The 23,492-nt window shown below is 69.2% G+C and carries 19 protein-coding genes; 11 read left to right on the top strand and 8 right to left on the bottom strand.

What is annotated here, in order from left to right:
• Positions 1 to 31: 31 nt before the first annotated feature.
• Together VAB18032_RS29435 and murJ are read right to left on the bottom strand one after the other, a co-directional pair.
• Positions 32 to 1,633, bottom strand: coding sequence for a protein kinase family protein (locus VAB18032_RS29435; RefSeq protein ID WP_013736589.1), 1,602 nt, complete (start codon positions 1,631 to 1,633; stop codon positions 32 to 34).
• A 428-nt stretch (positions 1,634 to 2,061) separates the two neighbouring features.
• Positions 2,062 to 3,807: a murein biosynthesis integral membrane protein MurJ gene (gene murJ, locus VAB18032_RS29430; protein WP_013736588.1), complete on the bottom strand. Its 1,746-nt coding sequence runs from the start codon at positions 3,805 to 3,807 to the stop codon at positions 2,062 to 2,064.
• A gap of 126 nt (positions 3,808 to 3,933) precedes the next feature.
• Here murJ and VAB18032_RS29425 point away from each other — a divergent pair, with 126 nt between their 5' ends.
• The 3 genes from VAB18032_RS29425 to VAB18032_RS29415 all read left to right on the top strand — a co-directional run bounded on the left by VAB18032_RS29425 (position 3,934) and on the right by VAB18032_RS29415 (position 8,511).
• Positions 3,934 to 5,394 (top strand): CCA tRNA nucleotidyltransferase, encoded by a 1,461-nt coding sequence (locus VAB18032_RS29425; RefSeq protein ID WP_013736587.1) that lies wholly within the window; start codon positions 3,934 to 3,936, stop codon positions 5,392 to 5,394.
• Between the two features lie 210 nt (positions 5,395 to 5,604).
• Positions 5,605 to 7,686 (top strand): S8 family serine peptidase, encoded by a 2,082-nt coding sequence (locus VAB18032_RS29420; RefSeq protein WP_013736586.1) that lies wholly within the window; start codon positions 5,605 to 5,607, stop codon positions 7,684 to 7,686.
• A gap of 345 nt (positions 7,687 to 8,031) precedes the next feature.
• Complete coding sequence (locus VAB18032_RS29415) at positions 8,032 to 8,511, top strand: methylated-DNA--[protein]-cysteine S-methyltransferase (protein WP_013736585.1); 480 nt, start codon at positions 8,032 to 8,034, stop codon at positions 8,509 to 8,511.
• 138 nt (positions 8,512 to 8,649) lie between these two features.
• On the opposite strand, the gene VAB18032_RS29410 is transcribed toward VAB18032_RS29415, so the two are convergent.
• The 3 genes from VAB18032_RS29410 to VAB18032_RS29400 all read right to left on the bottom strand — a co-directional run bounded on the left by VAB18032_RS29410 (position 8,650) and on the right by VAB18032_RS29400 (position 11,314).
• Positions 8,650 to 9,279: a hypothetical protein gene (locus VAB18032_RS29410; protein WP_013736584.1), complete on the bottom strand. Its 630-nt coding sequence runs from the start codon at positions 9,277 to 9,279 to the stop codon at positions 8,650 to 8,652.
• 293 nt (positions 9,280 to 9,572) lie between these two features.
• A complete protein-coding gene (locus tag VAB18032_RS29405; RefSeq protein WP_013736583.1) occupies positions 9,573 to 10,652 on the bottom strand; it encodes an inositol-3-phosphate synthase in 1,080 nt (359 codons plus the stop codon).
• A 23-nt stretch (positions 10,653 to 10,675) separates the two neighbouring features.
• Positions 10,676 to 11,314 carry a PadR family transcriptional regulator gene (locus VAB18032_RS29400; RefSeq protein WP_013736582.1) on the bottom strand — a complete coding sequence of 213 codons (639 nt, stop codon included), beginning with the start codon at positions 11,312 to 11,314 and terminating at the stop codon, positions 10,676 to 10,678.
• A gap of 190 nt (positions 11,315 to 11,504) precedes the next feature.
• On the opposite strand from VAB18032_RS29400, the gene VAB18032_RS29395 reads away from it, so the two are divergent.
• From VAB18032_RS29395 to VAB18032_RS29385, 3 genes are all read left to right on the top strand, one after another.
• A complete protein-coding gene (locus VAB18032_RS29395; protein ID WP_013736581.1) occupies positions 11,505 to 11,963 on the top strand; it encodes a DUF5318 family protein in 459 nt (152 codons plus the stop codon).
• Positions 11,964 to 12,159: 196 nt separating this feature from the next.
• The gene (locus VAB18032_RS29390) at positions 12,160 to 15,066 is read left to right on the top strand and encodes a transglycosylase domain-containing protein (RefSeq protein ID WP_081476223.1); all 2,907 of its coding nucleotides are present in this window, start codon (positions 12,160 to 12,162) and stop codon (positions 15,064 to 15,066) included.
• A gap of 150 nt (positions 15,067 to 15,216) precedes the next feature.
• The gene (locus VAB18032_RS29385; RefSeq protein WP_013736579.1) at positions 15,217 to 16,740 is read left to right on the top strand and encodes a glycosyltransferase family 87 protein; all 1,524 of its coding nucleotides are present in this window, start codon (positions 15,217 to 15,219) and stop codon (positions 16,738 to 16,740) included.
• Between the two features lie 35 nt (positions 16,741 to 16,775).
• On the opposite strand, the gene VAB18032_RS29380 is transcribed toward VAB18032_RS29385, so the two are convergent.
• Positions 16,776 to 18,968: a hypothetical protein gene (locus VAB18032_RS29380; protein WP_013736578.1), complete on the bottom strand. Its 2,193-nt coding sequence runs from the start codon at positions 18,966 to 18,968 to the stop codon at positions 16,776 to 16,778.
• Entirely contained in the window at positions 18,965 to 19,756 is a 792-nt protein-coding gene (locus tag VAB18032_RS29375; protein WP_013736577.1) for a deoxyribonuclease IV, read from the bottom strand. Before VAB18032_RS29375 ends, VAB18032_RS29380 begins: the two co-directional genes overlap by 4 nt.
• A 498-nt stretch (positions 19,757 to 20,254) precedes the next feature.
• Here VAB18032_RS29375 and rpsF point away from each other — a divergent pair, with 498 nt between their 5' ends.
• The 4 genes from rpsF to rplI all read left to right on the top strand — a co-directional run bounded on the left by rpsF (position 20,255) and on the right by rplI (position 21,897).
• A complete protein-coding gene (gene rpsF, locus VAB18032_RS29370) occupies positions 20,255 to 20,545 on the top strand; it encodes a 30S ribosomal protein S6 (RefSeq protein ID WP_013736576.1) in 291 nt (96 codons plus the stop codon).
• A 79-nt stretch (positions 20,546 to 20,624) separates the two neighbouring features.
• Positions 20,625 to 21,155 (top strand): single-stranded DNA-binding protein, encoded by a 531-nt coding sequence (locus VAB18032_RS29365; protein WP_013736575.1) that lies wholly within the window; start codon positions 20,625 to 20,627, stop codon positions 21,153 to 21,155.
• A gap of 41 nt (positions 21,156 to 21,196) precedes the next feature.
• Positions 21,197 to 21,436 carry a 30S ribosomal protein S18 gene (rpsR, locus tag VAB18032_RS29360; protein WP_007073789.1) on the top strand — a complete coding sequence of 80 codons (240 nt, stop codon included), beginning with the start codon at positions 21,197 to 21,199 and terminating at the stop codon, positions 21,434 to 21,436.
• A 14-nt stretch (positions 21,437 to 21,450) separates the two neighbouring features.
• Positions 21,451 to 21,897, top strand: coding sequence for a 50S ribosomal protein L9 (gene rplI, locus VAB18032_RS29355; protein ID WP_013736574.1), 447 nt, complete (start codon positions 21,451 to 21,453; stop codon positions 21,895 to 21,897).
• Positions 21,898 to 22,100: 203 nt separating this feature from the next.
• Here rplI and VAB18032_RS33090 read toward each other — a convergent pair whose 3' ends face one another.
• On the bottom strand, positions 22,101 to 22,532 hold the full coding sequence (locus VAB18032_RS33090) for a hypothetical protein (protein ID WP_232510872.1): 432 nt from the start codon (positions 22,530 to 22,532) through the stop codon (positions 22,101 to 22,103).
• On the opposite strand from VAB18032_RS33090, the gene VAB18032_RS33085 reads away from it, so the two are divergent.
• Positions 22,510 to 22,803 carry a hypothetical protein gene (locus VAB18032_RS33085; RefSeq protein ID WP_232510871.1) on the top strand — a complete coding sequence of 98 codons (294 nt, stop codon included), beginning with the start codon at positions 22,510 to 22,512 and terminating at the stop codon, positions 22,801 to 22,803. The two genes, VAB18032_RS33090 and VAB18032_RS33085, sit on opposite strands and share 23 nt — an antisense overlap.
• The last annotated feature ends 689 nt before the right edge of the window (positions 22,804 to 23,492 follow it).

The following is a 23,492-nucleotide window of genomic DNA, read 5'->3' as shown; positions in this document are numbered from 1 at the left end:
CGGTCGGGGCACCAGTTCGGCCGGGCTCGGCTCATGACCCCTGGACCGTGATCTCGTTGACCCCGACCTTGTAGCCACTCCCGTTCGGCGGCAGGTCGGTGATCCAGAACAGCAGGTACCGGTACTTCTGGTCGGCGTCGAAGCCGTTGAAGGTCATCGTCGTGCCGTCGTGCGCCTCGAACGGCTGACCGATCGGGTTCTTCTTGTACGCCTTGAGAATCTCGTCGTCGCCCTTGTTGGTCGAGGGCTGGTCGATGGTGCCGGTGAGCAGCTCGGCGGAGGCACCCGTGTCGGAGAGGTTCACCTGCACCGACTTGATGGTGTGCTCGCCACCCAGGTCGATCCAGACGCCCATGCCCCGCTTGTAGTTGCCGAAGTTGCTGGCCCCCCGGTAGGTCTGCGTGGACCAGCCGTCGTCCTTGTCGCCGTCGAAGACCTTCTCGGCGTCGCGGACCTCGGCCCGGTCCCGGCTGTCCGGGTCGATGATCCGGGCGGCGCTGATCTTCAGGTTCCGGACCGCCGGTGCCGCCGGCTCCTCGCTCACCGGCGCGCTGGAGGTGGGCGCGGCGACCGGATTCTTCTGCGGCTCGTTCTCGTCACCACCGAGGGTGCTGATGCCGATCAGCAGGCCCACCAGGGCGAGCGCGAGCAGGCCCGCGATGCCCAGGGCGACCTTGCGGCCACCGGCGGCGGCCAGCGGCGAGGGCTCCTCGCCGGTCTCGGCGGCGAAGCGCAACGGACCGTTCGTGTCGAGGTAGTCGTCCTCGGGCACGTCGAGTCGGGCCAGTTCGGCCGCCAGAACGTCCGAGGAGGGCGGCGCGATGTCGGCGTCGAGCAGGTCCATCGTGAGGTCGTCCAGGTACGCCGGCACACCGGCCCGGACCTGACGGGGTGCCGCCGCCGCACCGTTGGCGTCGCGTACGGCGTCAGGAATGGCCGCCCGGCCGTGCCCTGCGGTGGCGCCGTGCAGTGGGGCCTCGGCGTGCGGCCAGTAGCCGGTCAGCGCGAAGTAGAGGAGGCCGCCGACGGCTCGGACGTCGTTCTCCTGGCTGTCGGCACCGTCGGTACGGGCATCGGCCAGCACCACCCGACCGTCGTCGCTGATCATCACCGTGCCCGGGTGCACGTTGCCGTGCACCATGCCGGTGGCGTGTACGGCCGCCAGGGCGCTGGCGACCGCGTTGCCGACGGCGGTGGCCCGGGCGGCGTCCAAGGGTCCCTCGGAAACCAGTTCCCGCAGCGAATGTCCGTCGACCCACTCGCGTACCACGTAGGCCCGCTCGGCCTCGTCGATGGCGTCGTAGACGCCCACCAGGTTGGGGTGGATGACCCGGCTGGCCGCGACCGCGGCCTGGAGCATCTCGGTGGCGGAGTCGCCACCCGGGTAACGCATCACGACCGCCACCGGCCGACGCAGTACGACATCGACCCCGCGCCAGACCAACCGGCCGGCGCTGTCGTTGTTGATGTGCTCGACCAGTTCGTAACGCTCGGCGAGGACCTCACCGGCCGTCGGAGCACCGAAGGTCATGACCGGCGGAGTGGTCTCGTCCGCGTCCTGACCCTCGCCGACCTGGGTCACCCGTCCTCCCTCGGTGATCTTGTCGATCGATGGACCCGCGCTGCTGGGCATGTGACTTCCCGCTCCGCATTCGTCTGGCACGGGGCGACCGGTTCCGACGCGAGCCGGTGCCTGCCGTACCCGTCGAGAGCGACCTTACCTGGGATGGCCGTCTCCCCGACATGTCATCTTCCCGCCGTGACCAACAGGGGTGTTCGCACTCGGGCGCACTCGTCCGGTTACGACCGATGTCAGCCACGTTGCTGGTACATGTACCAGCCAATCTAGAGGCCGCCTACAACGAGCTGTCGCCGGGGCGGTGCTGGCTGTACGCGGTGGATCAGGTGCCAGCGGGGTTCCCGTCGATCGGCCGACCACACTCGGCCTTCCGGTTGGTTATCCACAGGCTGATCCGGCAGGTGAGCGGCGACGCGCTGAGTTATCCACAGGCACATCCCCAGCCTGGTGATCCTCGATCACACTCGGTGAATTCGTGGAGATCAGCGGCCGAGTCGGCGACGGACCATGCCGACCACCTCGGTGATCTCGGAGATCCGGAGCAGCATCGCCAGACCGAGGTACGCACCGCCGATCACCGCACCGCCGACCACCAGCTGCACGAGGGCCTGCAGTCGGGTGGGCGTGTCGTCGCCGGGCAGCACCGCCACCACCAGCAGGCCGACGAGTGCGGCGCCGAGCGCGGCCACCGCCACCCGGCCCAGGGTGCGCAGGATGGTGCCCAGCCCGATCCGGCCCACCCTCGGACGCAGCAGCCAGGCGGAGGCGATGGCGGCAGCGAGGTACGAGATCGTGTTGCCGATCATCATTCCGGACGCCGCGAAGCTCGCCGAGAAGGCCGCGAACAGCCCGATCTGCACCAGCGCCCGCAGCGCCACCACCGGGATGTTGATCAGAGCCGGGGTGCGGGTGTCCGGCAGCGCGTAGAAGGCGAAGGTGAACAGTTGGCTCACCGCGAACGGCACCAACGCCACCGCCGCGAACAACAGCACCGGGGCGGTCGCCTTCGCGCCTTCGTCGGTGAACGCCCCCCAGCGGAACAGCGTGAAGGCGATCGGGGTGGCCAGCACGGCGTAGCAGACGGCGATCGGTGCGAGCACCGCCGAGACGGTGCGGGTGCCGCGGGACAGGTCGGCCGCCAGATCGGCGTACCGGCCGTCGGCGGCGGCGGCGCTCATCCGGGGCATCAGCGCGGTGATGATCGAAACGGCGATGATGCCGTGCGCCATCATCAGCAGCAGGAACACGTTGTTGTAGATCAACGCACCGGCGGCCTGCCCACTGGTGCGGCTGAGCAGGTTGAAGACCACGATCAGGCCGACCTGGCTGACCGCCACGTAACAGAACATCCAGGCGCCCAGCCGACCCAGCTCGCCCAGGCCGAGCGCGCGGAAGTCGAACCGGAACCGCCACCGGAAGCCGACCTTGCGCAGCGCGGGCAGCAGCCCGGCGGCCTGGATGGCCACACCGAGCAGGGTGCCGCCGCCGATCAGCAGGATCCGGCCGGTGGTCATCTCGTCCGGGGCGAGGATGTCGGTGCTGAAGATCGCGATGTAGAGGCCGGCGGTGGCGATCACCACGATGTTGTTCAGGATCGGCGCCCACATCGGGGCGGCGAAGTGCCCCCGGGTGTTGAGCACCGCGCTGATCAGCGCGCTCAGGCCGGTGAAGAAGATCATCGGCAGCATCAGCCGGGCCAGCGAGGTGACCAGGGACCGGTAGTCGGCAGGTGCCTCGTCGCTGGCGTACAGCCAGGTGAGCACCGGTGCCATGGCGACGGCGAGCAACGCCGCCGCGCCGAGCGCGACCACCGCCAGGGTGAGCAACCGCTGGGTGTACGCCTGACCGCCGTCCTGGTCGAACTTGCGTCGCCGCACCAGCACCGGGATCAGCACGCTGGTGAGAATGCCGCCGAGCAGGAACTCGTACACCATCCCGGGCAGGATCTGGGCGGTGGTGTACGCGTCACCGATGGCCGAGCCGAGTGCGGCGGTGATCGCCAGGGTGCGCAGGAAACCCGTACCTCGGCTGACCAGGCTGCCGATGGCCATCACCGCGCTGTTGGTCGCGGCGCTGCTCTCCGCGACCTGCTCCTGCGGTGGGGCGACCGACTCGGCGGCGGGCTGGTTGAGCGGGTCGGCGGAGATGAACGTGGCACCGTCACCGGGCCGGCCGCCGGGCGCGCCGCCCTGCTGGGCGTTCGCGCTGCGGTAGAGCCCGCCGCTCATCTGCGCCTCCAAAGGGATAGGCCGGAACCGGCATCGGCCCGCACGCCACAGACCTTAGTCAACCCCGGCCCGTTACCCGCGCCCGGCGGAGGAGATGCCAGTCAGGACCGATAGGCTGCTGATCCGATGTCCGACGCCGCCGCATCCCACGCCACCGACCGCCGCGAACTGAGCGCCGCGCAGCGCAACGCCGTCGCCGAACTGCTCCGGGTCTCCCCGGTCGCCGACGAGTTGGGCCGCCGATTCGCCGCCGCCGGTCACGAACTGCATCTCGTGGGCGGTTCGGTACGCGACGCGCTGCTCGGCCGGCTCGGCGAGGATCTCGACTTCTGCACCGACGCGCACCCGGATCAGACGCTCGGCATCGTGCGCGGCTGGGCCGAGGCGATCTGGGAGACCGGACGCGAGTTCGGCACCATCGGCTGCCAGCGCGACGGTCTGCGACTGGAGATCACCACCTTCCGCGCCGAGTCGTACGACCAGGTGAGCCGGAACCCGGTGGTCGAGTACGGCACCAACCTGACCGAGGACCTGCGGCGGCGGGACTTCACCATCAACGCGATGGCGGTGAGCCTGCCGGATCACCGCTTCACCGACCCGTACGGCGGCCTGGCGGACCTGGCCGCGAAGGTGGTGCGTACCCCGGGCACCCCCGCCGAGTCGTTCGGCGACGACCCGCTGCGGATGCTGCGGGCCGCCCGCTTCGCCGCGCAACTGCGCTTCGCGGTCCACCCGGACGTGTACGCGGCGATGACCCGGATGGCGGCCGACCTGGACCGGATCACCGCCGAGCGGATCCGGGACGAGTTCACCAAACTGCTCTGTGCCGCCGACCCGATCACCGGGCTGCGCCTGCTGGTCGACACCGGGCTGGCCGAACGCTTCCTGCCGGAGTTGACCGGCCTGAAGCTGGAGATCGACGAGCACGCCCAGCACAAGGACGTCTACGAGCACACCCTCACCGTGGTGCGCAACGCGATCTCGTACGAGCAGGACGGGCCGGACTTCATCCTGCGGATGGCCGCCCTGATGCACGACGTCGGCAAGCCGGCGACCAAGGCGGTCGGGTCGGACGGCCGGGTCAGCTTCCACCACCACGAGGTGGTCGGGGCCCGGCTGACCAAGGCGCGGATGAAGGCGCTGCGCTACCCGAAGGACATCACCGCCAAGGTCACCGCCCTGGTCGCGCTGCACCTGCGCTTCTACGGGTACGGCCGGGGCGAGTGGACCGACTCGGCGGTTCGCCGGTACGTCACCGACGCCGGTGACCTGCTGTCCCGACTGCACAAGCTGACCCGGTCGGACTGCACCACCCGGAACCGGCGCAAGGCGGCTCAGTTGGCGGCGGACTACGACGCCCTGGAGGAGCGGATCGCCCGGATCGCCGCCGAGGAGGACCTGGCCCGGGTCCGTCCCGATCTGGACGGTAACGCGATCATGGAGTTGCTCGGCGTACCGCCGGGGCCCATCGTCGGGCAGGCCTGGAAGTACCTGAAGGACCTACGCCTGGAACGTGGGCCGCTGGACCGTGACACGGCCGAGGCCGAACTGCTGCGCTGGGCCCGCGAGCAGGGCATCGGTAGCTGAGCGCCGGCCGGTCTTCACGTTATCCACGGGCGTCCTGCCGCGACGGTCGCTACGACGAAACGCCCACGTTCCGACCAAACGGTTGAGCCCTGCCTTGCGCAGTTCATTCATGATGTTGAGGCGTCCTGCTCGTGTCATCTGCCGCAGTAGGACATTCCATTGCCCGTCCGGCCGCCGCTGGCTGCCGACGACAAACGGGGAGATCGCCTAGTGAAACGACGTGGCGTACTGCGCCGCACGGCGGTAGCGGGGCTCGCCCTCGCCACCGCCTCGTCCATCCTGACCGTCGCCACCGGCGGCGTCGGGATGGCTGCTCCCGCCGACTCGGCCCGCGCCGAGGTCCGCGGCAGCGAGGGCACCGGCGTCGTGCCGGGCCGTTACATCGTCGTCCTCAAGGACAAGCAGGCCACCTACAGCAGCGTCCGGGCGCTCGCCTCGACCTTCGTCAAGCAGCATGGCGGCACCGTCCGTCAGGTGTTCGACTCTGCTCTCGTCGGCTACTCGGCCACGATGGACCAGCGGCAGGCCGACAGGCTCGCCGCGCATCCCGCCGTGGACTACGTCGAGCCGGTGCGCCGGCTGTCGGCCAACGGCACGCAGAGCAGCCCGCCGTGGGGTCTGGACCGGCTCGACCAGTACACGGCGAAGCTGAACAAGACCTACAAGTACCCGAACACCGGTAGCAAGGTCACCGCGTACATCCTGGACACCGGCATCAACGTCAAGCACCAGGACTTCGGCGGCCGGGCCACCATGGGGTACGACGCCATCGACCCGCCGCCGCCCACGCCCGACCCCGAGCCCACCGACCCGCCGGCAGGCGGCGTCCAGGCCAACGCGAACGGGGACTGCAACGGTCACGGCACGCACGTGGCGGGCACCGTCGGCGGCACCAAGTACGGTGTCGCCAAGGGCGTCAAGCTGGTCGGCGTACGGGTGCTCGACTGTGACGGCTACGGCACGACCGAGCAGGTCATCGCCGGTGTCGACTGGGTGACCGCGAACGCGCAGAAGCCGGCCGTGGCCAACATGAGCCTCGGTGACGTCGTCACCATCCCGTCGCTCGACGAGGCGGTGAAGCGCTCGATCGCCTCGGGCATCACCTACTCGCTCGCCGCCGGCAACTCGATGATGGACGCCTGCAAGACGTCCCCCGCCCGGGTGCCGGACGCGATCACCGTCGGCGCGACGGACCGGGTCGACATGCGGGCCTGGTTCTCGAACTACGGCAAGTGCCTCGACGTGTTCGCGCCGGGCGTCAGCATCGTCTCGGCGCGGCACGACAGCAACACCGGCAGCGTCGGCTACAGCGGCACGTCCATGGCCGCTCCGCACGTGGCGGGTGCGGCGGCGCTGCTGCTGCACGCCAACCCGACCTGGAAGCCGAAGCAGGTCCGCGACCGCATCGTCACCACCGGCGTCGCGGGCGCGGTCTACGACACGAAGGGCTCGATCGACCGGATGTTGACGGTCGGTTCGATCACCCCCACCCGCAGCGGCTTCGGCTTCAAGGCCAAGTCCAACGGCAAGTTCGTCACCGCCGCCAGCACCAAGAAGGCGCTTGTCAACAACGGCAAGAGCCTGGGCACCGCGCAGCGCTACGACTTCGTCAACGCCGGCAGCGGCCTGATCGCGCTGCGCTCCAAGAGCACCGGCCGGTACGTGGTGGCGCCGAGCAACGGCACCAAGCCGCTGATCGCCAGCCACAAGACGATCGTCAAGTCGGCGAAGTTCCAGATCATCAACCACGCCGACGGTACGGTCAGCCTCAAGTCCAAGATCAACGGCAAGTACGTCACCGCGCCGAAGTCGGGTACCTCGACGTTGAAGGCGAGCAAGACCAGCATCGGCTCGTCGGAGAAGTTCAACATCGAAGCGCCGGCTCCGGTGATCAGCATCAAGTCGAAGGCCAGCGGCAAGTACGTCGTGGCCGGCAGCAAGCCGCTGATCGCCAGCAGCAGCAAGGTCACCAAGTCGGCGAAGTTCCAGATCGTCAACATCGGTGACGGCTTCTTCGGCCTCAAGGCCCTCGCCAACGGCAAGTACGTGACCGCCGCGAGCAAGGGCACCAAGCCGCTGATCGCCAGCGCCAAGTCGCGCGGCGTGTGGGAGAGCTTCGACTTCCTCGACTACAACGGCGATGGCACGGTCTTCTTCCGGGCCAGCGACAACCAGGCGGTCTCCGCCGGATCGGCCGGCACCAAGCAGCTGATCTCGAACAAGAACATCAAGTGGTTCGATTTCGAGTTGGGGCTCGGCAAGGGCGAGAAGTTCACCGTCTCGGCCGCCTAACACCCCACGCACCACCCGACGCCCGTCGGAGCACCCGGGACACCCGGGCCGCTCCGGCGGGCGTCGCCCGTTGAGCCACCCGCACACTCAGGCCGCTCCAGCTGGGTGTTCGGCGCGCGCCCTGTGGCGCGGGTCTGTGGGCCTCCACCACCGTCCGACGAAGATCATGCTCGATCTGGGATCGAGTGGCTTTCCCGGCTCGGGAGACCACTCGATCCCCGATCGAGTGCCGGTCGGGCGGGGTGGTGGGTTGGCGGGCGGGTGTCAGTCGGGCGGGGTGGTGGATTCGTGGATGGGTGCGGCGGGGTCGTGGTTGCGGAGTCGGGCGTCGGGGAGAATGGCGGGATGCGTTGGACGCTGCTCGACTCGCCGATCGGGATCTTCTCCGTGGCCACCGAGGGTGGCAGCGTGTGCGGGACTCGTTTCGGCCCGGTCGAGACCGCGACCGAGGTACCGGCCGACGAGACGTCCCGCCGGGCGGTGGCGGAGTTGCGGGCCTACTTCGCCGGGGAGTTGACCGAGTTCGACATCCCGGTGACGGTGCCGCGCGGCTCCGACTTCGAGCGGGCGGTGTGGCGGGAGATGACCCGCATCCCGTACGGGGAGACGCTGACCTACGGGCAGGTGGCTCGGCTGGTGGGTGACCCCGGTGCGGCACGGGCCGTCGGGGTGGCCTGCAACCGCAACCCGATCCCGGTCATCGTGCCCTGCCACCGCATCATCGGTGCCGGCGGCAAGCTGGTCGGCTTCGGCGGTGGCCTGGACCGCAAGGTCAAGCTGCTGGAGTTGGAAGCCGGGGTAGCCCTGCAACAAGCCTGGTCCTGACGGCAACCCTGCAGACCGCCGCGGCCAGCGCGGTGATCGACTCCGTTTCGCCGAGACGGCGGTGTCCGACCGCCCCAAAACCCGCCGTTTCGGCGAAACGGCGGTGCCACCCCGCTCCCAGCCCGGATCGGGGTCTGGTCAGCCTGGGGCGGGGAGGCAGCCGCCGTCGGCGATGCGGGTACCGAATTCCACGGTGATGTCGTCCTGACGGACGCTGCCGAAGACGCATGCCCGACCGGTCCAGCCGGAGAAGACCAGCCCGTCGCCGGGGCCAAGGTCGAGTCGACCCGGCGGTCGGACGACCACGTCCAGCAGCCCGGTGTCGGCCACCGCCTGCCGTACGGCTTCCTCCTCGGGCGCGTCTTGACCGCCGACGGTCAGCAGGTTGAGGACGCGTTGCACCTCCGCCGCGCAGGCGTGGGCGCCACCGGTTGCCGCCGGGTCGAGGGTGCCGCGCTGTCGGAAGGCCTTGTTGGCCGCCTGCTGGCGCAGGAATTCCTCCTGGCGCAGCTGCTCATCGGTCATCGGATGTCCGCTGCCGACCGCCTCCGGGGTGCCCGGGGAGGTGACCGTCCCGCTGGGCTTCGCCACCACCTCTGGCGGCGTACCGGCCGCAGCCGCGCAGCGGGCCTCGACGATCGGTGTCGCCGGGACGGCCGCTGATGCCGGGACGGTCGGTGATGTCGGCCCGGCCGACGGGGCGCTGTCGGGCGGTGCGCAGGCGGTCAGGGCGGACACGAGCAGGACGCCCGCGATTGCGCCGCCCACCCGATGCCGCGACCTGACGATGCCGGCCGAGGAACTCCAGATGCCGGTCGGGCAGGTGGCCGCCGTGCGGTTGCCAAGCCGGGAGAAACGAAACGATCGCCCCCGCATCGGCCATGGCCCGCCGCCATGCCGCAGTCGCCGGAACGACCGACACTCGTCAATGGACAGCACGCCGGTCAGCCTAACCCGCTCTCGCGGTACGAAAACGTACTTCGTACCGCCGCCTTGCGGTGGGGGTGGGTAGCGGGGAGGGCCGGGTCCGTGCGGACCCGGCCCTCAGCGGTGTGGCTGCGTCAGCGCTCGACCTCGCCGGCGATGAACGCCTCGACGGCGGCGTGCGCGTCGTGGTCGGCGTACTGCACGGGCGGGGACTTCATGAAGTACGACGAGGCCGACAGGATCGGGCCGCCGATCTTCCGGTCCAGGGCGATCTTGGCGGCGCGGACCGCGTCGATGATGACGCCGGCCGAGTTCGGGGAGTCCCACACCTCGAGCTTGAGCTCGGCGTTGAGCGGGGTGTCGCCGAACGAGCGGCCCTCCAGGCGGATGTAGGCCCACTTGCGGTCGTCCAGCCACGGCACGTGGTCGGACGGGCCGATGTGCACGTCGCTCTTGGCCATCTCGTGCGGCACCTGGGAGGTCACCGACTGGGTCTTCGAGATCTTCTTCGAGACCAGGCGGTTGCGCTCCAGCATGTTCATGAAGTCCATGTTGCCGCCGAAGTTGAGCTGGTACGTACGCAGCAGCTCGACACCGCGGTCCTCGAAGAGCTTCGCCAGGGCCCGGTGCACGATGGTCGCGCCGACCTGGCTCTTGATGTCGTCACCGACGATCGGCAGACCGGCGTCGGTGAACTTCTGCGCCCACTCCGGGTCGGAGGCGATGAAGACCGGCAGGGCGTTGACGAACGCGCAGCCGGCGTCGATGGCGGCCTGGGCGTAGAACTTGTCGGCCTGCTCCGAGCCCACCGGCAGGTACGAGACGACGACGTCGACCTGGGCGTCACGCAGCGCCTTGACCACGTCGACCGGTGCGGCGTCGGATTCCTCGACGATCTCGCGGTAGTACTGGCCGAGGCCGTCGAAGGTCGGGCCGCGCTGGACGGTCACGCCGGTCGGCGGTACGTCACAGAGCTTGATGGTGTTGTTCTCGCTGGCGACGATCGCCTCTGCGAGGTCCATGCCCACCTTCTTGGCGTCGACATCGAACGCCGCGACGAACTGCACGTCCGAGACGTGGTAGTCGCCGAAGGTGACGTGCATGAGACCCGGGACGCGGTCGTTCGGGTCGGCGTTCCGGTAGTACTCGACGCCCTGCACGAGGGACGAGGCGCAGTTACCCACACCGACGATGGCGACGCGGACGGAGCCCATCGCGTGTGCCTCCTTCTTTTCTGTCACGGCCGCTCTTTCCTGGACTCTCCAGGCGGAGGCGGGCTGTTGTCTTCTCGTCGGCCGCCGGCCGTCCCGTCGTTCGGGACCGTCGGGGCACGGCCGGAGCGCTCGTTGGCGATGAGCTCCTCCAGCCAGCGGACCTCACGCTCACAGGCCTCCAGGCCGTGGCGTTGCAGCTCCAGCGTGTACGCGTCGAGGCGCTCGGCCGCTCGGCCCAGCATGTCGCGAAGTCCTTCACGACGTTCCTCGATCGTGCGACGGCGACCTTCCAGGATTCGCAGTCGGGTCGCCTGGTCGGTTCGGGAAAAGAACGCGAAGTGCACGCCGAAACCGGTGTCGCCGTACGTCTCCGGCCCGGTCTGCGCGATGAGCTGGGCGAAGCGTTCCTTGCCCTCCGCGGTGATGGTGTAGACCACCCGACCTCGTCGGCTGGTCAGCGCGGGAACCTCCTCGGCGGTCGCGGGTGTGTCGGCGGCCTCGGTGATCCAACCCGCCGCCTGGAGGCGGCGCAGGGTCGGGTAGAGAGAGCCGTAGCTGATCGCCGCCCGGATCGCTCCGAGCTTGGCGGTGAGCTCCTTGCGCAGCTCGTAGCCGTGCATCGGAGCCTCCTGCAGCAGGCCGAGGATGGCCAGCTCAAGCATCGGCCAACCTCCCCATTACCCTGTGCGTGGATCGCTAACCACCACGATGTATCGGACCGATACATCGCACCGTAGCGGCTAGCTCCGATCGGGGCAAACCCCCTCCTGTTAAACCCTCGGTCCGAGGTCTGCTCGTTACAGATCGTGACGGTGGTCGCCTCGTCTGGCGAGACCGCGTACCCTTTGCCGCATGCGTACGCAGCGCCAGGTCGTCGACTACTCGCTTCGGAGGCGAGCGCTGCTGCGTGAACTCGTCGCCGGTCGGGTCGGCACCTATGACCTGTGTGACGCGTCTCCGTACCTGAAGAACGCGGCTCGGTTCCACGGCGAGCCCACCGACCAGCGGTGTCCGATCTGCCGGAGCGAAAACCTCACCCACGTCCACTACATTTACGGCGACGAACTCAAGCAGTCCGCCGGCCAGGCCCGTACGGTGGCCGAGTTGTCGATGCTGGCGATGACGCTGCGTGAGTTCCAGGTGTTCGTGGTGGAGGTGTGCCTCGGCTGTGACTGGAACCATCTGGTGGAGCAGTACCTGCTCGGGCGGGACGGACTGACCGAGAGCGAGGCGGAGCATGAAGCGGCCGGCGGGGTAGCCGCCGCTGCTGCGGGAGCCAACGCTCAGCGAAGGCGAGAGGCCCAACGGTGATTCGAGCGCGATCGGCCAGCCCTGGCCGTGACGTACCTGGCCGGGGCGACCGACGGCTCGTAAGTGCGAATAGTCCGAAAGATTCGTATCTGATGCCGGCACCACGGCACCCCCGTGCCGTGCGCGCGGGTGTCGCATCTCACGGCAAACCGGTGGCGGCGCGACAGCGCCCCACCGCGACGGCAGGGTGTGAGGAATGAACTCGTACGGTGATCCCAGCTCCTCGCGCGGCCGGGCCCGGATACCGGGCCAGGACGACCCGGGGCAGGCGGACGACGCGTACCGCAGCCCGAGTGGTGACCCGCGCGGAGTCAACTGGACGACCGGACCTGAGGGCGCGGCCCCGTCGGCTCGTGCCTCGGTCGGTGGGCGGGCCTCGGTCGGTGGTTCGGCGAGCGTGCCGACGCCGGGTCGATCCGCCGGCTCGGCCTCGGTCGGTCGCGCCGGTCCGGGTCGTGCGTCGGTACCGGTCTCTCCGGCACCCGGTGGTCGTGCGTCGGTACCGGTCTCACCTGCCTCCGGCGGTCGGGCCTCGGTGCCGGTGTCGCCCGCAGCCGGCCTTGCCGGTCGTGCGTCGGTGCCGGTCTCCCCGGCTCCCGGCGGACCGGCGGGTCGGGCTACGGTCGGTGCGGCTGCCGTCGGGGCGGCCTCGGCCGGCCGGGCGAGTGTCGGTTCGGCTTCGGTGGGTGGTGCCGGCGGTCGAGCCGCCGTGGCGCGGGCCAGCGTCGGTGGCCCCGGAGGGCCAGGTGGACCGGGTGGTCCCGGTGGCCCGGGCGGACCAGTTGGTCCCGGGCGGGGCGGGCGTGACCCGAAAGCGGTAGCCCGGGCCCGTAGGCGCAAGCGGATGAACCTGCTGATCGCCAGCTTCGCCGTCTTCATCATGCTTGCCGGCATCGGCGTCGTCGGGTTCACCTACTACTCGACGAACGTGGTGCTGCCCAAGGAGATCCCGCTGCCGCTGTCCACCACCGTCTACGCCAAGGACGGCAAGACGCTGGTGGCCAAGCTCGGCAACGAGAACCGCACCTTCGTCACCATCGAGAACATCCCCCAGCACGTGCGCGACGCCGTCGCCGCCGCCGAGGACCGCAACTTCTACCGGCACTCGGGTGTGGACTACAAGGGCATCGCCCGGGCCGCCTGGAACAACCTCTCCGGCGGCGACAAGCAGGGTGCCTCGACCATCACCCAGCAGTACGCCCGCAACGCCTACGAGAACCTCCAGGACGTCAGCTACTCCCGGAAGGTGAAGGAGGCGATCCTCGCCTCCAAGCTGAACGACCAGTTCACCAAAGACGAGATCATGGAGAACTACCTCAACGTGATCTATTTCGGTCGCGGGGCGTACGGAATCGAGGCGGCGGCGCAGACGTTCTTCGGCGTCAGTGCCAAGAAGCTGAACGTGGCGCAGGGCGCGGTGCTCGCCGCGATGATCAAGCAGCCGGACGCCAGCGCGACCCACCAGGGGTACGACCCGGAGACCAACCCGACCGAAGCCAAGATCCGTTGGGAGTACGTGATCAACGGCATGGTCGAGGAGGGCTGGCTGGGTGCGCCGGGCAAGCCCGAGCGTCCGACCGAGTACCCGAAGGTCCAGAAGATCAAGAAGGACAACGGCTTCGGCGTGGCCTCCCCGCGCGGCAACGTGATCAACTACGTCCGCAAGGAGATGGCCGATTGGGGCATCTGCACTGAGAGCGGTGAGCCGGGCAAGCCGAGCTGTGTGAACGAGTTGCGCGAAGGCGGCTACCGGATCACCACCACCCTCGATCCGAAGATGCAGAAGGCGCTGGAGGAGATCGCCCAGGTAGGCCGCAAGGGGGTGTTCCTGGCGGACCAGCCGAAGAACCTGATGCCGGCTGTGGTCTCCGTCGAGGCGAAGACCGGCCGCGTACTGGCCTACTACGGCGGCAACAGTGGCGCGGACTTCGACTACGCGGGCCTGAACACCGACCAGAACGGCAACCTCGTGGGCGGCCACCCGCCGGGCTCGACGTTCAAGGTCTACACCCTGGCCGCGGCCATCGACGCCGGCATCTCGGTGAAGTCGTACTGGGACGCCACTCCGTTCAAACCGGAGGGCTTCAAGGATCCGATCGTGAACGCCGGTCGCGACGTGCGGCAGAGTTGCAACAAGTCCTGCACCCTGCAGGAGTCGACCGTGCTGTCGTACAACGTGCCGTTCTTCCACATCGCAGAGCAGATCGGCACGGACAAGGTGATCGACATGGCTCGCCGGGCCGGGGTCCGCACCATGTGGAACGACAAGCAGAAGGCGTTCGACCTCCTGAAGAACAAGCCGGAGGATCTTGCGCCGGGACAGTTCGACCGGGTGGCCGCCTACGGGCAGTACCCGATCACCGTGCTCGACCACGCCAACGGCATGGCCACGTTCGCCAACGGCGGCAAGTACAACAAGGCGCACTTCGTGCGGACCGTGGAGAAGCTGAACAAGGCAACTGGTAAGTGGGACAAGGTCCCTGGCACCGGCGAGAAGCTCAAGCCGCAGCAGGTGATCCGTCCGGAGGTCGCCGACGAGGTGACCGCCGTGCTCAAGGAGATCCCGGGTAAGAACAACGCAAGCGTGCCGAACCGTCAGGTGGCCGCCAAGACCGGTACCTGGCAGCTCGGCGACACCGGCAAGAACCAGGACGCCTGGATGGTCGGCTACGACAAGAACATCGCCACGGCGGTGTGGATCGGTAGCCGCGACGTCAAGAAGCGGGCCATCATCGACCGAGGCGGCAGCAACATCGGCGGTGGCGGTCTGCCAGGCCAGCTGTGGAAGCGGTACATGGAGCAGGCGCTCAAGGGTTACGACCCCTCCGACCTGCCCAACGTCTCCGGGATCGGGGACGCGGAGGCCGGCAACGGCGTACCGCCGGCTCCGCCGCCGCCGGAGCAGCCCGAGTGCGAGCCGACGGACTTCCTCTGCCGGCTGGGTGGCGGTCGCAACGACGGCGGTGACAACCGGGGCGGTGGCCGGGACAACAACGGCGGCGGCACCATCCCGACCAACCCGCTGCCCCCCGGTCGGGACTCACCGCCGGGCGGCGGTGGCGGTGGCGGACTGCTGCCACCGCGATCAACAGATCAGGAGTAGACGCGTCGACCCGTGGGCGGCCGGACACCAGGTCCGGCCGCCCACGGCGTGTCTGTCGGACGACCCTGCGCCAACCGTCCGTGAGGGATCCGCGGTGTCGTCGCGGTTTCGACTTCTACCCGGGCAACTGATACGGCAGGATGCACGGTCATGAGCACGAAGTCGACGCCGGGCATCGATGAATCTGGTGCCATCGACCATCCGTCCCGCTCCGACGGCTTCGTCCGTGGGCTGTCCGGGCTGATCGGTGGCCCGCTCGGCGACCACGCCGTCACCCGCGACCGCCCGAGCGGCGGGCGAGGACGGTTCTGGACGGCTGTGCGGATCGTCCTGGCGTTGACCTGCCTCACTCTCACCCTGCACTGGGTGCAGAAGTCGCCCTGCCAGGACGGCGCCTGGGTCAACAACCAGCAGTACACCCGGTTCTGCTACACCGACGTGCTGGCGCTCTACTACGCCGAGCGGCTCAACGAGGGCGCCGTGCCGTACCGGGACCATCCGGTGGAGTACCCGGTGCTGACCGGGTACTTCATGGGAGCCCTCGGGCTGCCGGTGCACTCCGCCGGTGAGGGTAACCCGGACATCAACCAGGGGCAGTGGTTCTACAACCTCAACGCGCTCGTGCTCGGCGCGTTGGCGTTGGCCACGGTGATGGTGCTGCTGTCGCTGCGCCGTCGACGACCCTGGGACGCGGCGATGTTCGCGCTCTCCCCCGCGTTGCTGCTCACCGCCACCGTCAACTGGGACTTCCTCGCCATCGGCCTGGCCGCGCTCGGCCTGCTGGTCTGGGCGCGTACCCGCGACGACCGGACAGGACTGACACTCGCGATCCTGTCCGGAGTGCTGCTCGGGCTCGGCGGCGCGGCCAAGATGTGGCCGCTGTTCCTCCTCGGTCCGATCCTGGTGCTTGCGATCCGCGCCAACCGGGTGCGGGCCGCCGTGCTGTCGATCATCGCCGCCGCGGTGACGGTGGTGCTGGTCAACCTTCCGGTGGCGATTCCGTACCGGGACAACTGGAACCGGTTCTTCGAACTCAACACCGAGCGCCCGATCGACTGGGGAACCCTCTGGTACATCGGTCGATACCTGGACGGCAAGTTCGGCGACCCGGCCTCCATCGGCCCGTTCCAATGGCTCGACGCGAACATCCCCACCCTGAACTACCTGTCGTACGCCCTGTTCGGGCTGGCCTGCCTCGCCATCGGCGCGCTCGCGTTGCTAGCGCCGCGCCGTCCGCGCCTCGCGCAACTCGCGTTCCTCGTGGTCGCGGCGTTCCTCATCTTCAGCAAGGTCTGGTCGCAGCAGTTCGTGCTCTGGATGCTGCCGCTGGTGGTGCTCGCCCGGCCCAAGTGGGGAGCGTTCCTGGCCTGGCAGATCGCCGAGGTGGGCTACTTCGTCGCCTTCTACGCCGAGCTGCTGGGCGCCGCGACCAGCACCTCGGTCATCCCGGAGGGCGTGTTCGTGCTGGCCGCGAGCCTGCGCCTGGCCACCGTGGTGACGCTCTGCGTGCTGGTCGTCCGGGAGATTCTGCACCCCGAACAGGACGCGGTACGCCGCAACTACGCCGACGACCCCGACGGCGGCCTACTCGACGGCACCCCGGACGCCCCCTGGCTCGACCGCTTCCGCAACCGTCGACCCGCCCCGACACCCACTCCCGTACCGACCGCCTGATTGCCGGGGCACCTCCGCAGAGGTGCCCCGGACTCTCAGAGCCGGAAGAGGAGGACGGAGCCCATCTCCTCGCGGGTGATGTCCAGGCCGTCAAGCGGTGCGTCGACGCTGACCTCCCACGGGGTGCCGGCGATCTCGTCGCGCAGCACCAGCACGTTGCGCACGCCGAGGGTACGCAGGTAGTCGACGCTTGTCTGGTCGGGGAACGTCATGGTCACCTGACGTACGTCGGCGAGTTGGCGAGGGGTGAATCCACTGCCACCGTTGACGATGTCCTGGAACCGGGTGGTGGACCAGAGCATCACCGGCTGATCGTGGTTCTGACCGCTGGGCAGCACCAGCAGCGGACCGCCGACCGTCCGCATGGCGGCCGGCTGTGGTGGCACCACCGGATGCGGTGTGGTGTTCGTGCCCTCGACGATGACCAGCAGCAGCGGCAGCAGGGTGGCCAGCCGCAACCACGGGCTGGGCCAGGACGGGATCCGCTGGGCGGAAACCTCCCGCACCCGCTCGGAGAACGCACTGACCGCGCCCGCCGCGAGCAGCCCGAGCAGCAGGGTGGCCCAGATCATGAGCCGCCCGGGCGTACGGATGCCGTTCCAACCGGGCAGGTGATCGAAGAGCGGCACGTAGGTGAAGTCGCCGCCGAAGAACCTGGTGCCCATCGACAGCGTCATCGCGACCAGCACCCCGGCGAGCAGGAACAGCCGTTGACGGATGGTCCAGATCGAGAAGAACAGGCCGCCGAGAGCCAGCGCGTAGAGCGCGAAGCCGGGCAGCAGCGTCATCTCCGGATGCCACGGCAGTACGGAGCGGGCACCTTCGTGCAGCCCGCCCCAGATCCGGGACTCCGCCGGAGCGGTGACGAAGCTGTTGGCGGGTGGCGAGAACGCGGCAATGTCCCTGATGCTCCGCTCCGCCTGCGGGTGCAGTTGCGCAACGGTGAAGTAGGGGATGGCCATCAGCACACCCACCCCGGCGAAGATCAGCCCGCCGATCAGGTCGGCGACGAACAGCCGCTGACCGAAGGGCCGCTTCACCCGCCAGAAGATCCGCTTCGCGAACCAGATCAGCATGGCCACGACGACCGTACCGGCCAGGACGTACGCGAACGGCAGGCCGATGCCGAAGCCCAGGCTCAGCTGCCAGGCGGCGACCAACCAGCCGGTGTAGACCCAGCCGTCGTGTCGACGTTCGGGGCGATAGCCGTGCCGTAGCGACCAACCATGGCCCCGGGCGAGCATGGCCAGGGCCAGCGGAATGCCCCCGTTGGAGATCACGTGCAGGTGCCCCGCCTGGGACAACAGCCAGGGTGCGTAGGCGTAGCTGACCCCCGCCACCGCGGAGCCGATCCGGCTCGCACCGAGCTGCCGAGCCAGCACGTACGCCCCGAAGGTGGCCAGCGCGTGGGCCAGCACGAACATGATGTTGTAGCGGAGGAGGGCGTCCTGCGGGCCGCTACCGATCAGGCCGGCCGGCGCGTAGCCGAGCAACGTGTCGGAGAAGGCGAAGCTCCACCGCTCCGGGAAGAAGGCGTTGGAGTGCCACAGTTGGGCCGGGTCGGTCCGTAGGGCGTGCCCGGACCAGGCCATCTGCCAGGCTTGCAGGCTCGGATCCCAGTAGTCGTGGGGCAACGTGTGCCGGGGGTAGCGCAGGGCCGGCCAGGTCATCAGCACGGCCAACACCAGGGACCCGAGAGCGGCCAGGGTCCACTCGTGGATCAGCAGCCGACCGGTCCTGCGGGCGAGTCGGCCGTACCATCGCGGCACCGGCTCGGGTGCGGGCCCGAACGCCGCCCACGGATCCTTCTTCTCGACGTCGCCCTTGTCCTTACCGTCCCCGTCCTTACCGTCCCCGTCCTTACCGTCCCCGTCCTTACCGTCCCCGTCCTTACCGTCCCCGGCTGCGGACTTCTTGTCCTTATCGGATGCCGGGGTCTCGGCCTCGTCCCCTGGGGTCTTGGGCTTGGCCTCGTCCCGCGGAGTTTCGGCCTTGGCCTCGTCTGTCGGGGTTCTGGTCTCGTTCCCCGGAGCCTTGGTCTTGCCGGCAGCATCGGTCTGGGCCTCGGCCTTGCCGCCCGTCGGGTCCACGCCGCCCGTCGGCTTCCTGGCCTGGTCGTCGGTGCCGTCGGCGTCGGCCCGCCCGCCGGCGGCAGCCTGGATTCGGGTGTCCCGGCGACCGCGCGTGGTCGGTCGGGGGCCGCCCGAGGGAGACTGATCGGTCGTCATCGCACCGCCGTCTCCGCCTCGAGTTGCGCGCGCAGGAAGGCGATGTCGTCACCCTGCCCGGTGGTGCCGCCCGGGGTCTCGACGATGGCCGGGGCCCCGGCTGCTCTGATCACCGTCACCAGGAGTTCCGGGTCGATGGTCCCGCCGCGCAGGTTGTCGTGGCGGTCGCGACCGGACCCGAACGCGTCCTTGGAGTTGTTCGCGTGCACCAGGTCGATCCGCCCGGTGATGGCCTTCACCCGGTCGACCAGGCCGAGCAGTTCCTCGCCGCCGGCGTGTGCGTGGCAGGTGTCGAGGCAGAAGCCGACTTCGTGATCACCGACGGCGTCCCACAGTCGGGCGAGCGCGTCGAGGCGGCGGGCGCAGGCGTTCTCGCCACCGGCGGTGTTCTCGATCAGCACCGGCAGACCGAAGCCGCCCGCTTCCTGCGCGTAGGTCAGGGCCTTACGCCAGTTGTCGAAGCCGGTCTGCGGATCGTCGCCGGCGTTGACGTGCCCACCGTGGACGATCAGGCCCTTCGCGCCGATGGCCGCTGCGGCCTTCGCGTGGGCGAGCAGCAGCTTGCGGCTGGGAATTCGGATGCGGTTGTTGCCGGTGGCGACGTTGACGACGTACGGCGCGTGCACGTAGATGTCGACATCCGCGGTGCGTAGCTGTTCCGCGTCCGCGCGGGGCTGTGGCGCCTTCCAACCCTGGGGATCGGCGAGGAAGAACTGCACGGCGTCGGCTTCACGAGCAGCCGCCTCCGCCAACGGGTCGGTCGGATCGACGTGGGCTCCGATACGCATGCAGGCGAGCCTACGTCGCGTGCCCGACAGTGGTGGTGACCCACCGCCGAGTCGCGTCACCGCAGCTGGCCGGAGTCGTTGATACCGGTGGATGCGACAGCTGACCCTGACGATGGCCCAAAAAATTGTCGGTAATTTTAGGATTTGCCCCGCGAAGCGCCGACTTCAGCGATAACGTCAGGTAACAACATGATAAAGCTCCGCAGGGCGTCTCCGGTCCAACCTCATCGGTGTGGTCGTTCCTCCCCAGGTCCCACCCAAGGAATGCGGACGAGACGCCCTGCGGTCACGTGACCGGGGGTCCACGCCGACAGCGACGTCGGCGCGGACCCCCGGTTCGCTGTGTCGGTCACCTCGATGCTGGTGATCGTCATGGCCGGGTATCCTGGTCAGGTTGTCCGCTCCCGACCGGGTCCCCCCGGATCAGGGCGGGCCACGACGCAGACCTCCTGCCACGGAAGGACCGTGGCCGCTTAGCCCACAGGAGGTGAGTAAGTCTTGCGTCATTACGAAATCATGGTGATCCTCGACCCCAGCCTCGAGGAGCGCACCGTCGCCCCGTCGCTCGACACGTACCTGAACGTGATCAGGACCGCGGGTGGCTCGGTGGAGAAGACCGACGTGTGGGGCCGCAGGCGCCTCGCGTACGAGATCAACAAGAAGGCCGAGGGCATCTACGCCGTCGTCGACCTCCAGGCAACGCCGGAGGCTGTGGCCGAGCTGGACCGCCAGCTTCGGCTCAACGAGTCCGTGCTGCGCACCAAGGTCATCCGGCCGGAGATGCGCTAAGCATTCCACCCAGCCCCCCACCCGGACAGCCTCATCGTGCTGTCGGAGGGTTCTGAGAACCTGTACGGCAAACGCATGAGTGCGCGAGGAGATGGTCATGGCAGGAGACACCACCATCACGGTCATCGGCAACCTGACCGATGACCCCGAGTTGCGGTTCACCCCCTCCGGGGCCGCGGTCGCCAAGTTCCGGGTCGCTTCGACGCCCCGGTTCATGGACAAGGCATCCGGCGAGTGGAAGGACGGCGAGCCGCTGTTCCTCGCGTGCACCGTCTGGCGACAGGCCGCGGAGCACGTGGCGGAGTCGCTCCAGCGCGGCGCTCGCGTGATCGTGTCGGGCCGGCTGCGTCAGCGGTCCTACGAGACCCGCGAGGGCGAGAAGCGCACCGTCATCGAGCTGGAGGTCGACGAGATCGGCCCGTCGCTGCGCTACGCCACGGCGAAGGTGCAGAAGATGTCCCGCTCGGGCGGCAGTGGCGGCGGCTTCGGCGGCGGCGGTGGTGGTGGCCAGGGCGGCGGCGGAGGCAACTTCGACGACCCCTGGGCTTCAGCCGCACCGGCACCCTCACGTTCGGGTGGCGGCAACTTCGATGAGGAGCCACCGTTCTAATGGCCCCGAGCGCCCGTGATCGTAAACCAGGAGCAAGAGCAATGGCGAAGGCTGCGGCACTGCGCAAGCCGAAGAAGAAGGTGAACCCGCTCGACAAGGACGGGATCACCTACATCGATTACAAGGACACCGCGCTGCTGCGCAAGTTCATCTCCGACCGCGGCAAGATCCGCGCTCGGCGGGTGACCGGCGTCACCTCGCAGCAGCAGCGGCAGATCGCCCGCGCGGTCAAGAACGCCCGTGAGATGGCGTTGCTGCCGTACACGGCGACGGCCCGCTGAGAGGAGGTGCCGACATGAAGATCATCCTGACTCAGGAAGTGTCCGGGCTCGGCGCCCCGGGCGACATCGTGGAGGTCAAGAACGGCTACGGCCGTAACTACCTCCTCCCGCAGGGCTTCGCGATCGCCTGGACCAAGGGCGCGGAGAAGCAGGTCACCCTGATCAAGCGGGCCCGCTCGGCCCGGGAGATCCGCGACCTCGGCCACGCCAACGAGGTCAAGGGCCAGCTCGAGGCCCTCAAGGTCAACCTCAAGGCCCGCGCCGGCGAGGGCGGTCGGCTCTTCGGCTCGGTCACCCCGGCCGAGATCGTCGATGCTGTCAAGGCGGCCGGCGGCCCGTCGCTCGACCGACGTCGGCTGGAGGTGTCCGGTCACATCAAGTCGATCGGATCGCACCCGGTGCGGATCAAGCTGCACCCCGAGGTGACCGCCACGTTCAACCTCAACGTCGTGCAGGGCTGACCCCGCAAGACGGCACTGACAGGGCCTGCACCATCACCAGATGGTGCAGGCCCTGTCACGTTCCTCCCCGCCAATCGCCGGCAGAACGCCACCGCCGCCCCGCGCCAGGTGGCAACCGCCGTCATGGCTGCTGCTCGCCGCCGCCGCCGACACCTTGCCGCAGACCCGCAATGCGGAAGCCGGAGACGCTGCGGTACCGGCGCTCAGCCGATGGGCTCACCGGTCACGGCGCTGATCATGACAGTCGACAGACCGCCACCGACCACCGCCGCCGCGAGTGCCACCGTGGTCGGCTTCCAGGAGGTGCCGACCCGCCGCAACAGCGTGGCGACCACCAGGCTGCTCACCAACGCCAACCCGAAACGCGGTATCCCACCCACTGTGGCCCCGAAGGCGCGGGCCCGCGGCGACTCGCAACCACCGCCGCTGATGTCGGTCACACAGCCCGTCGGTGGCGCACCGTCCAAGGTGAGAAGCCAGAAGAAGATCACCACCGCGGGCAGCAGATAGCAGGCCGCCGTGTAGAGCAGCGGCAGCCAGGGCGCCCCGGGATCCGGATCCAGCAGGTCGTCTTCCAGCCGCCGACTCCACCCGCCGGTGCCGACCGCCTCGATGCGTCGCCGTACCGACTCCATGCCGGTCTGCCGCGGCGCAGGCACCGCCGCGGGCCGCCGCCGGGTCGCCGAACGCGGACGGGGCGCGGTGTACCCGACCACCGGTGACCTCGGCGCCGACGCGCTCGCCTCCACCCACCGTGGATCGTCCCCGGCCAACCTGGTTCCCGGCCAGAAACGCTCCGGTGCCGGCTCCGGTGCGGCCGGCTCAGCCCACGCCCACTGGCCGGCACCCGACGTGGCACCCGAACCGGGCGGCTGCGTACGGTCCCACCGGTCAGGTCCGGAATAGCCGTCCCACCGGTCCTCGCCGCGCCGCCGATCCCACCGGTCGACCTCCGCGGGACGCTCCCACTGACCCGTGGTGTCAGGCTGAAGCCACTGACCGGTCTGATCCGGCTCAAGCCACTGATCCGAGGCGGACGTCCGGAGCCACTGACTGGTGCTGTCGGCGTCCCAAGGGTCGGCGGGACCCGCCGCACCCCGGTCGCGGATCTCAGCCGGCTCCTGCCAGGCGTGCAGACCCGAAGCGTCCCACGGATCCACCGCAGGCCGAACGGACTCCGGCGCCGCCCTACGCTCCCACGGCTCCGCCGCCCGCTCCCACGGCTCCACCGCCGAACCGGCAGCGGACTCGACCCCGCGCCGCCGCCGCGTCGAGGGCTCCGCAGTCGGCTCCGAAGCGGCCGACTGCTCGCCCTCCTCGGCCAGGCCCGACCAGGTCACCTGACGGTGACGAGACTGCGCACGCCGCGGTCGGCTCTGCGGCGTCACACCCGAGACCGGGTCGTCGTCAGCAGCCCGCCGACTGCCGACATAACCGCCGTCCTGAGGACGCTCGAACCTCCACTCCCGAATGTGATCGGACGAGGACTCGGCGGCAGAGAACGAAGAGTCCCGCTCCGTCGAAGCGGCGGCCCGCCGGCCCTGGGTGACGTCCGGCGCACGACGACTCCCCGCATAACGCGTCCGGTCGTCATC

Source organism: Micromonospora maris AB-18-032 (assembly GCF_000204155.1).
Lineage (GTDB): Bacteria > Actinomycetota > Actinomycetes > Mycobacteriales > Micromonosporaceae > Micromonospora > Micromonospora gifhornensis.
This window is presented reverse-complemented; position numbering and strand designations above follow the sequence as displayed.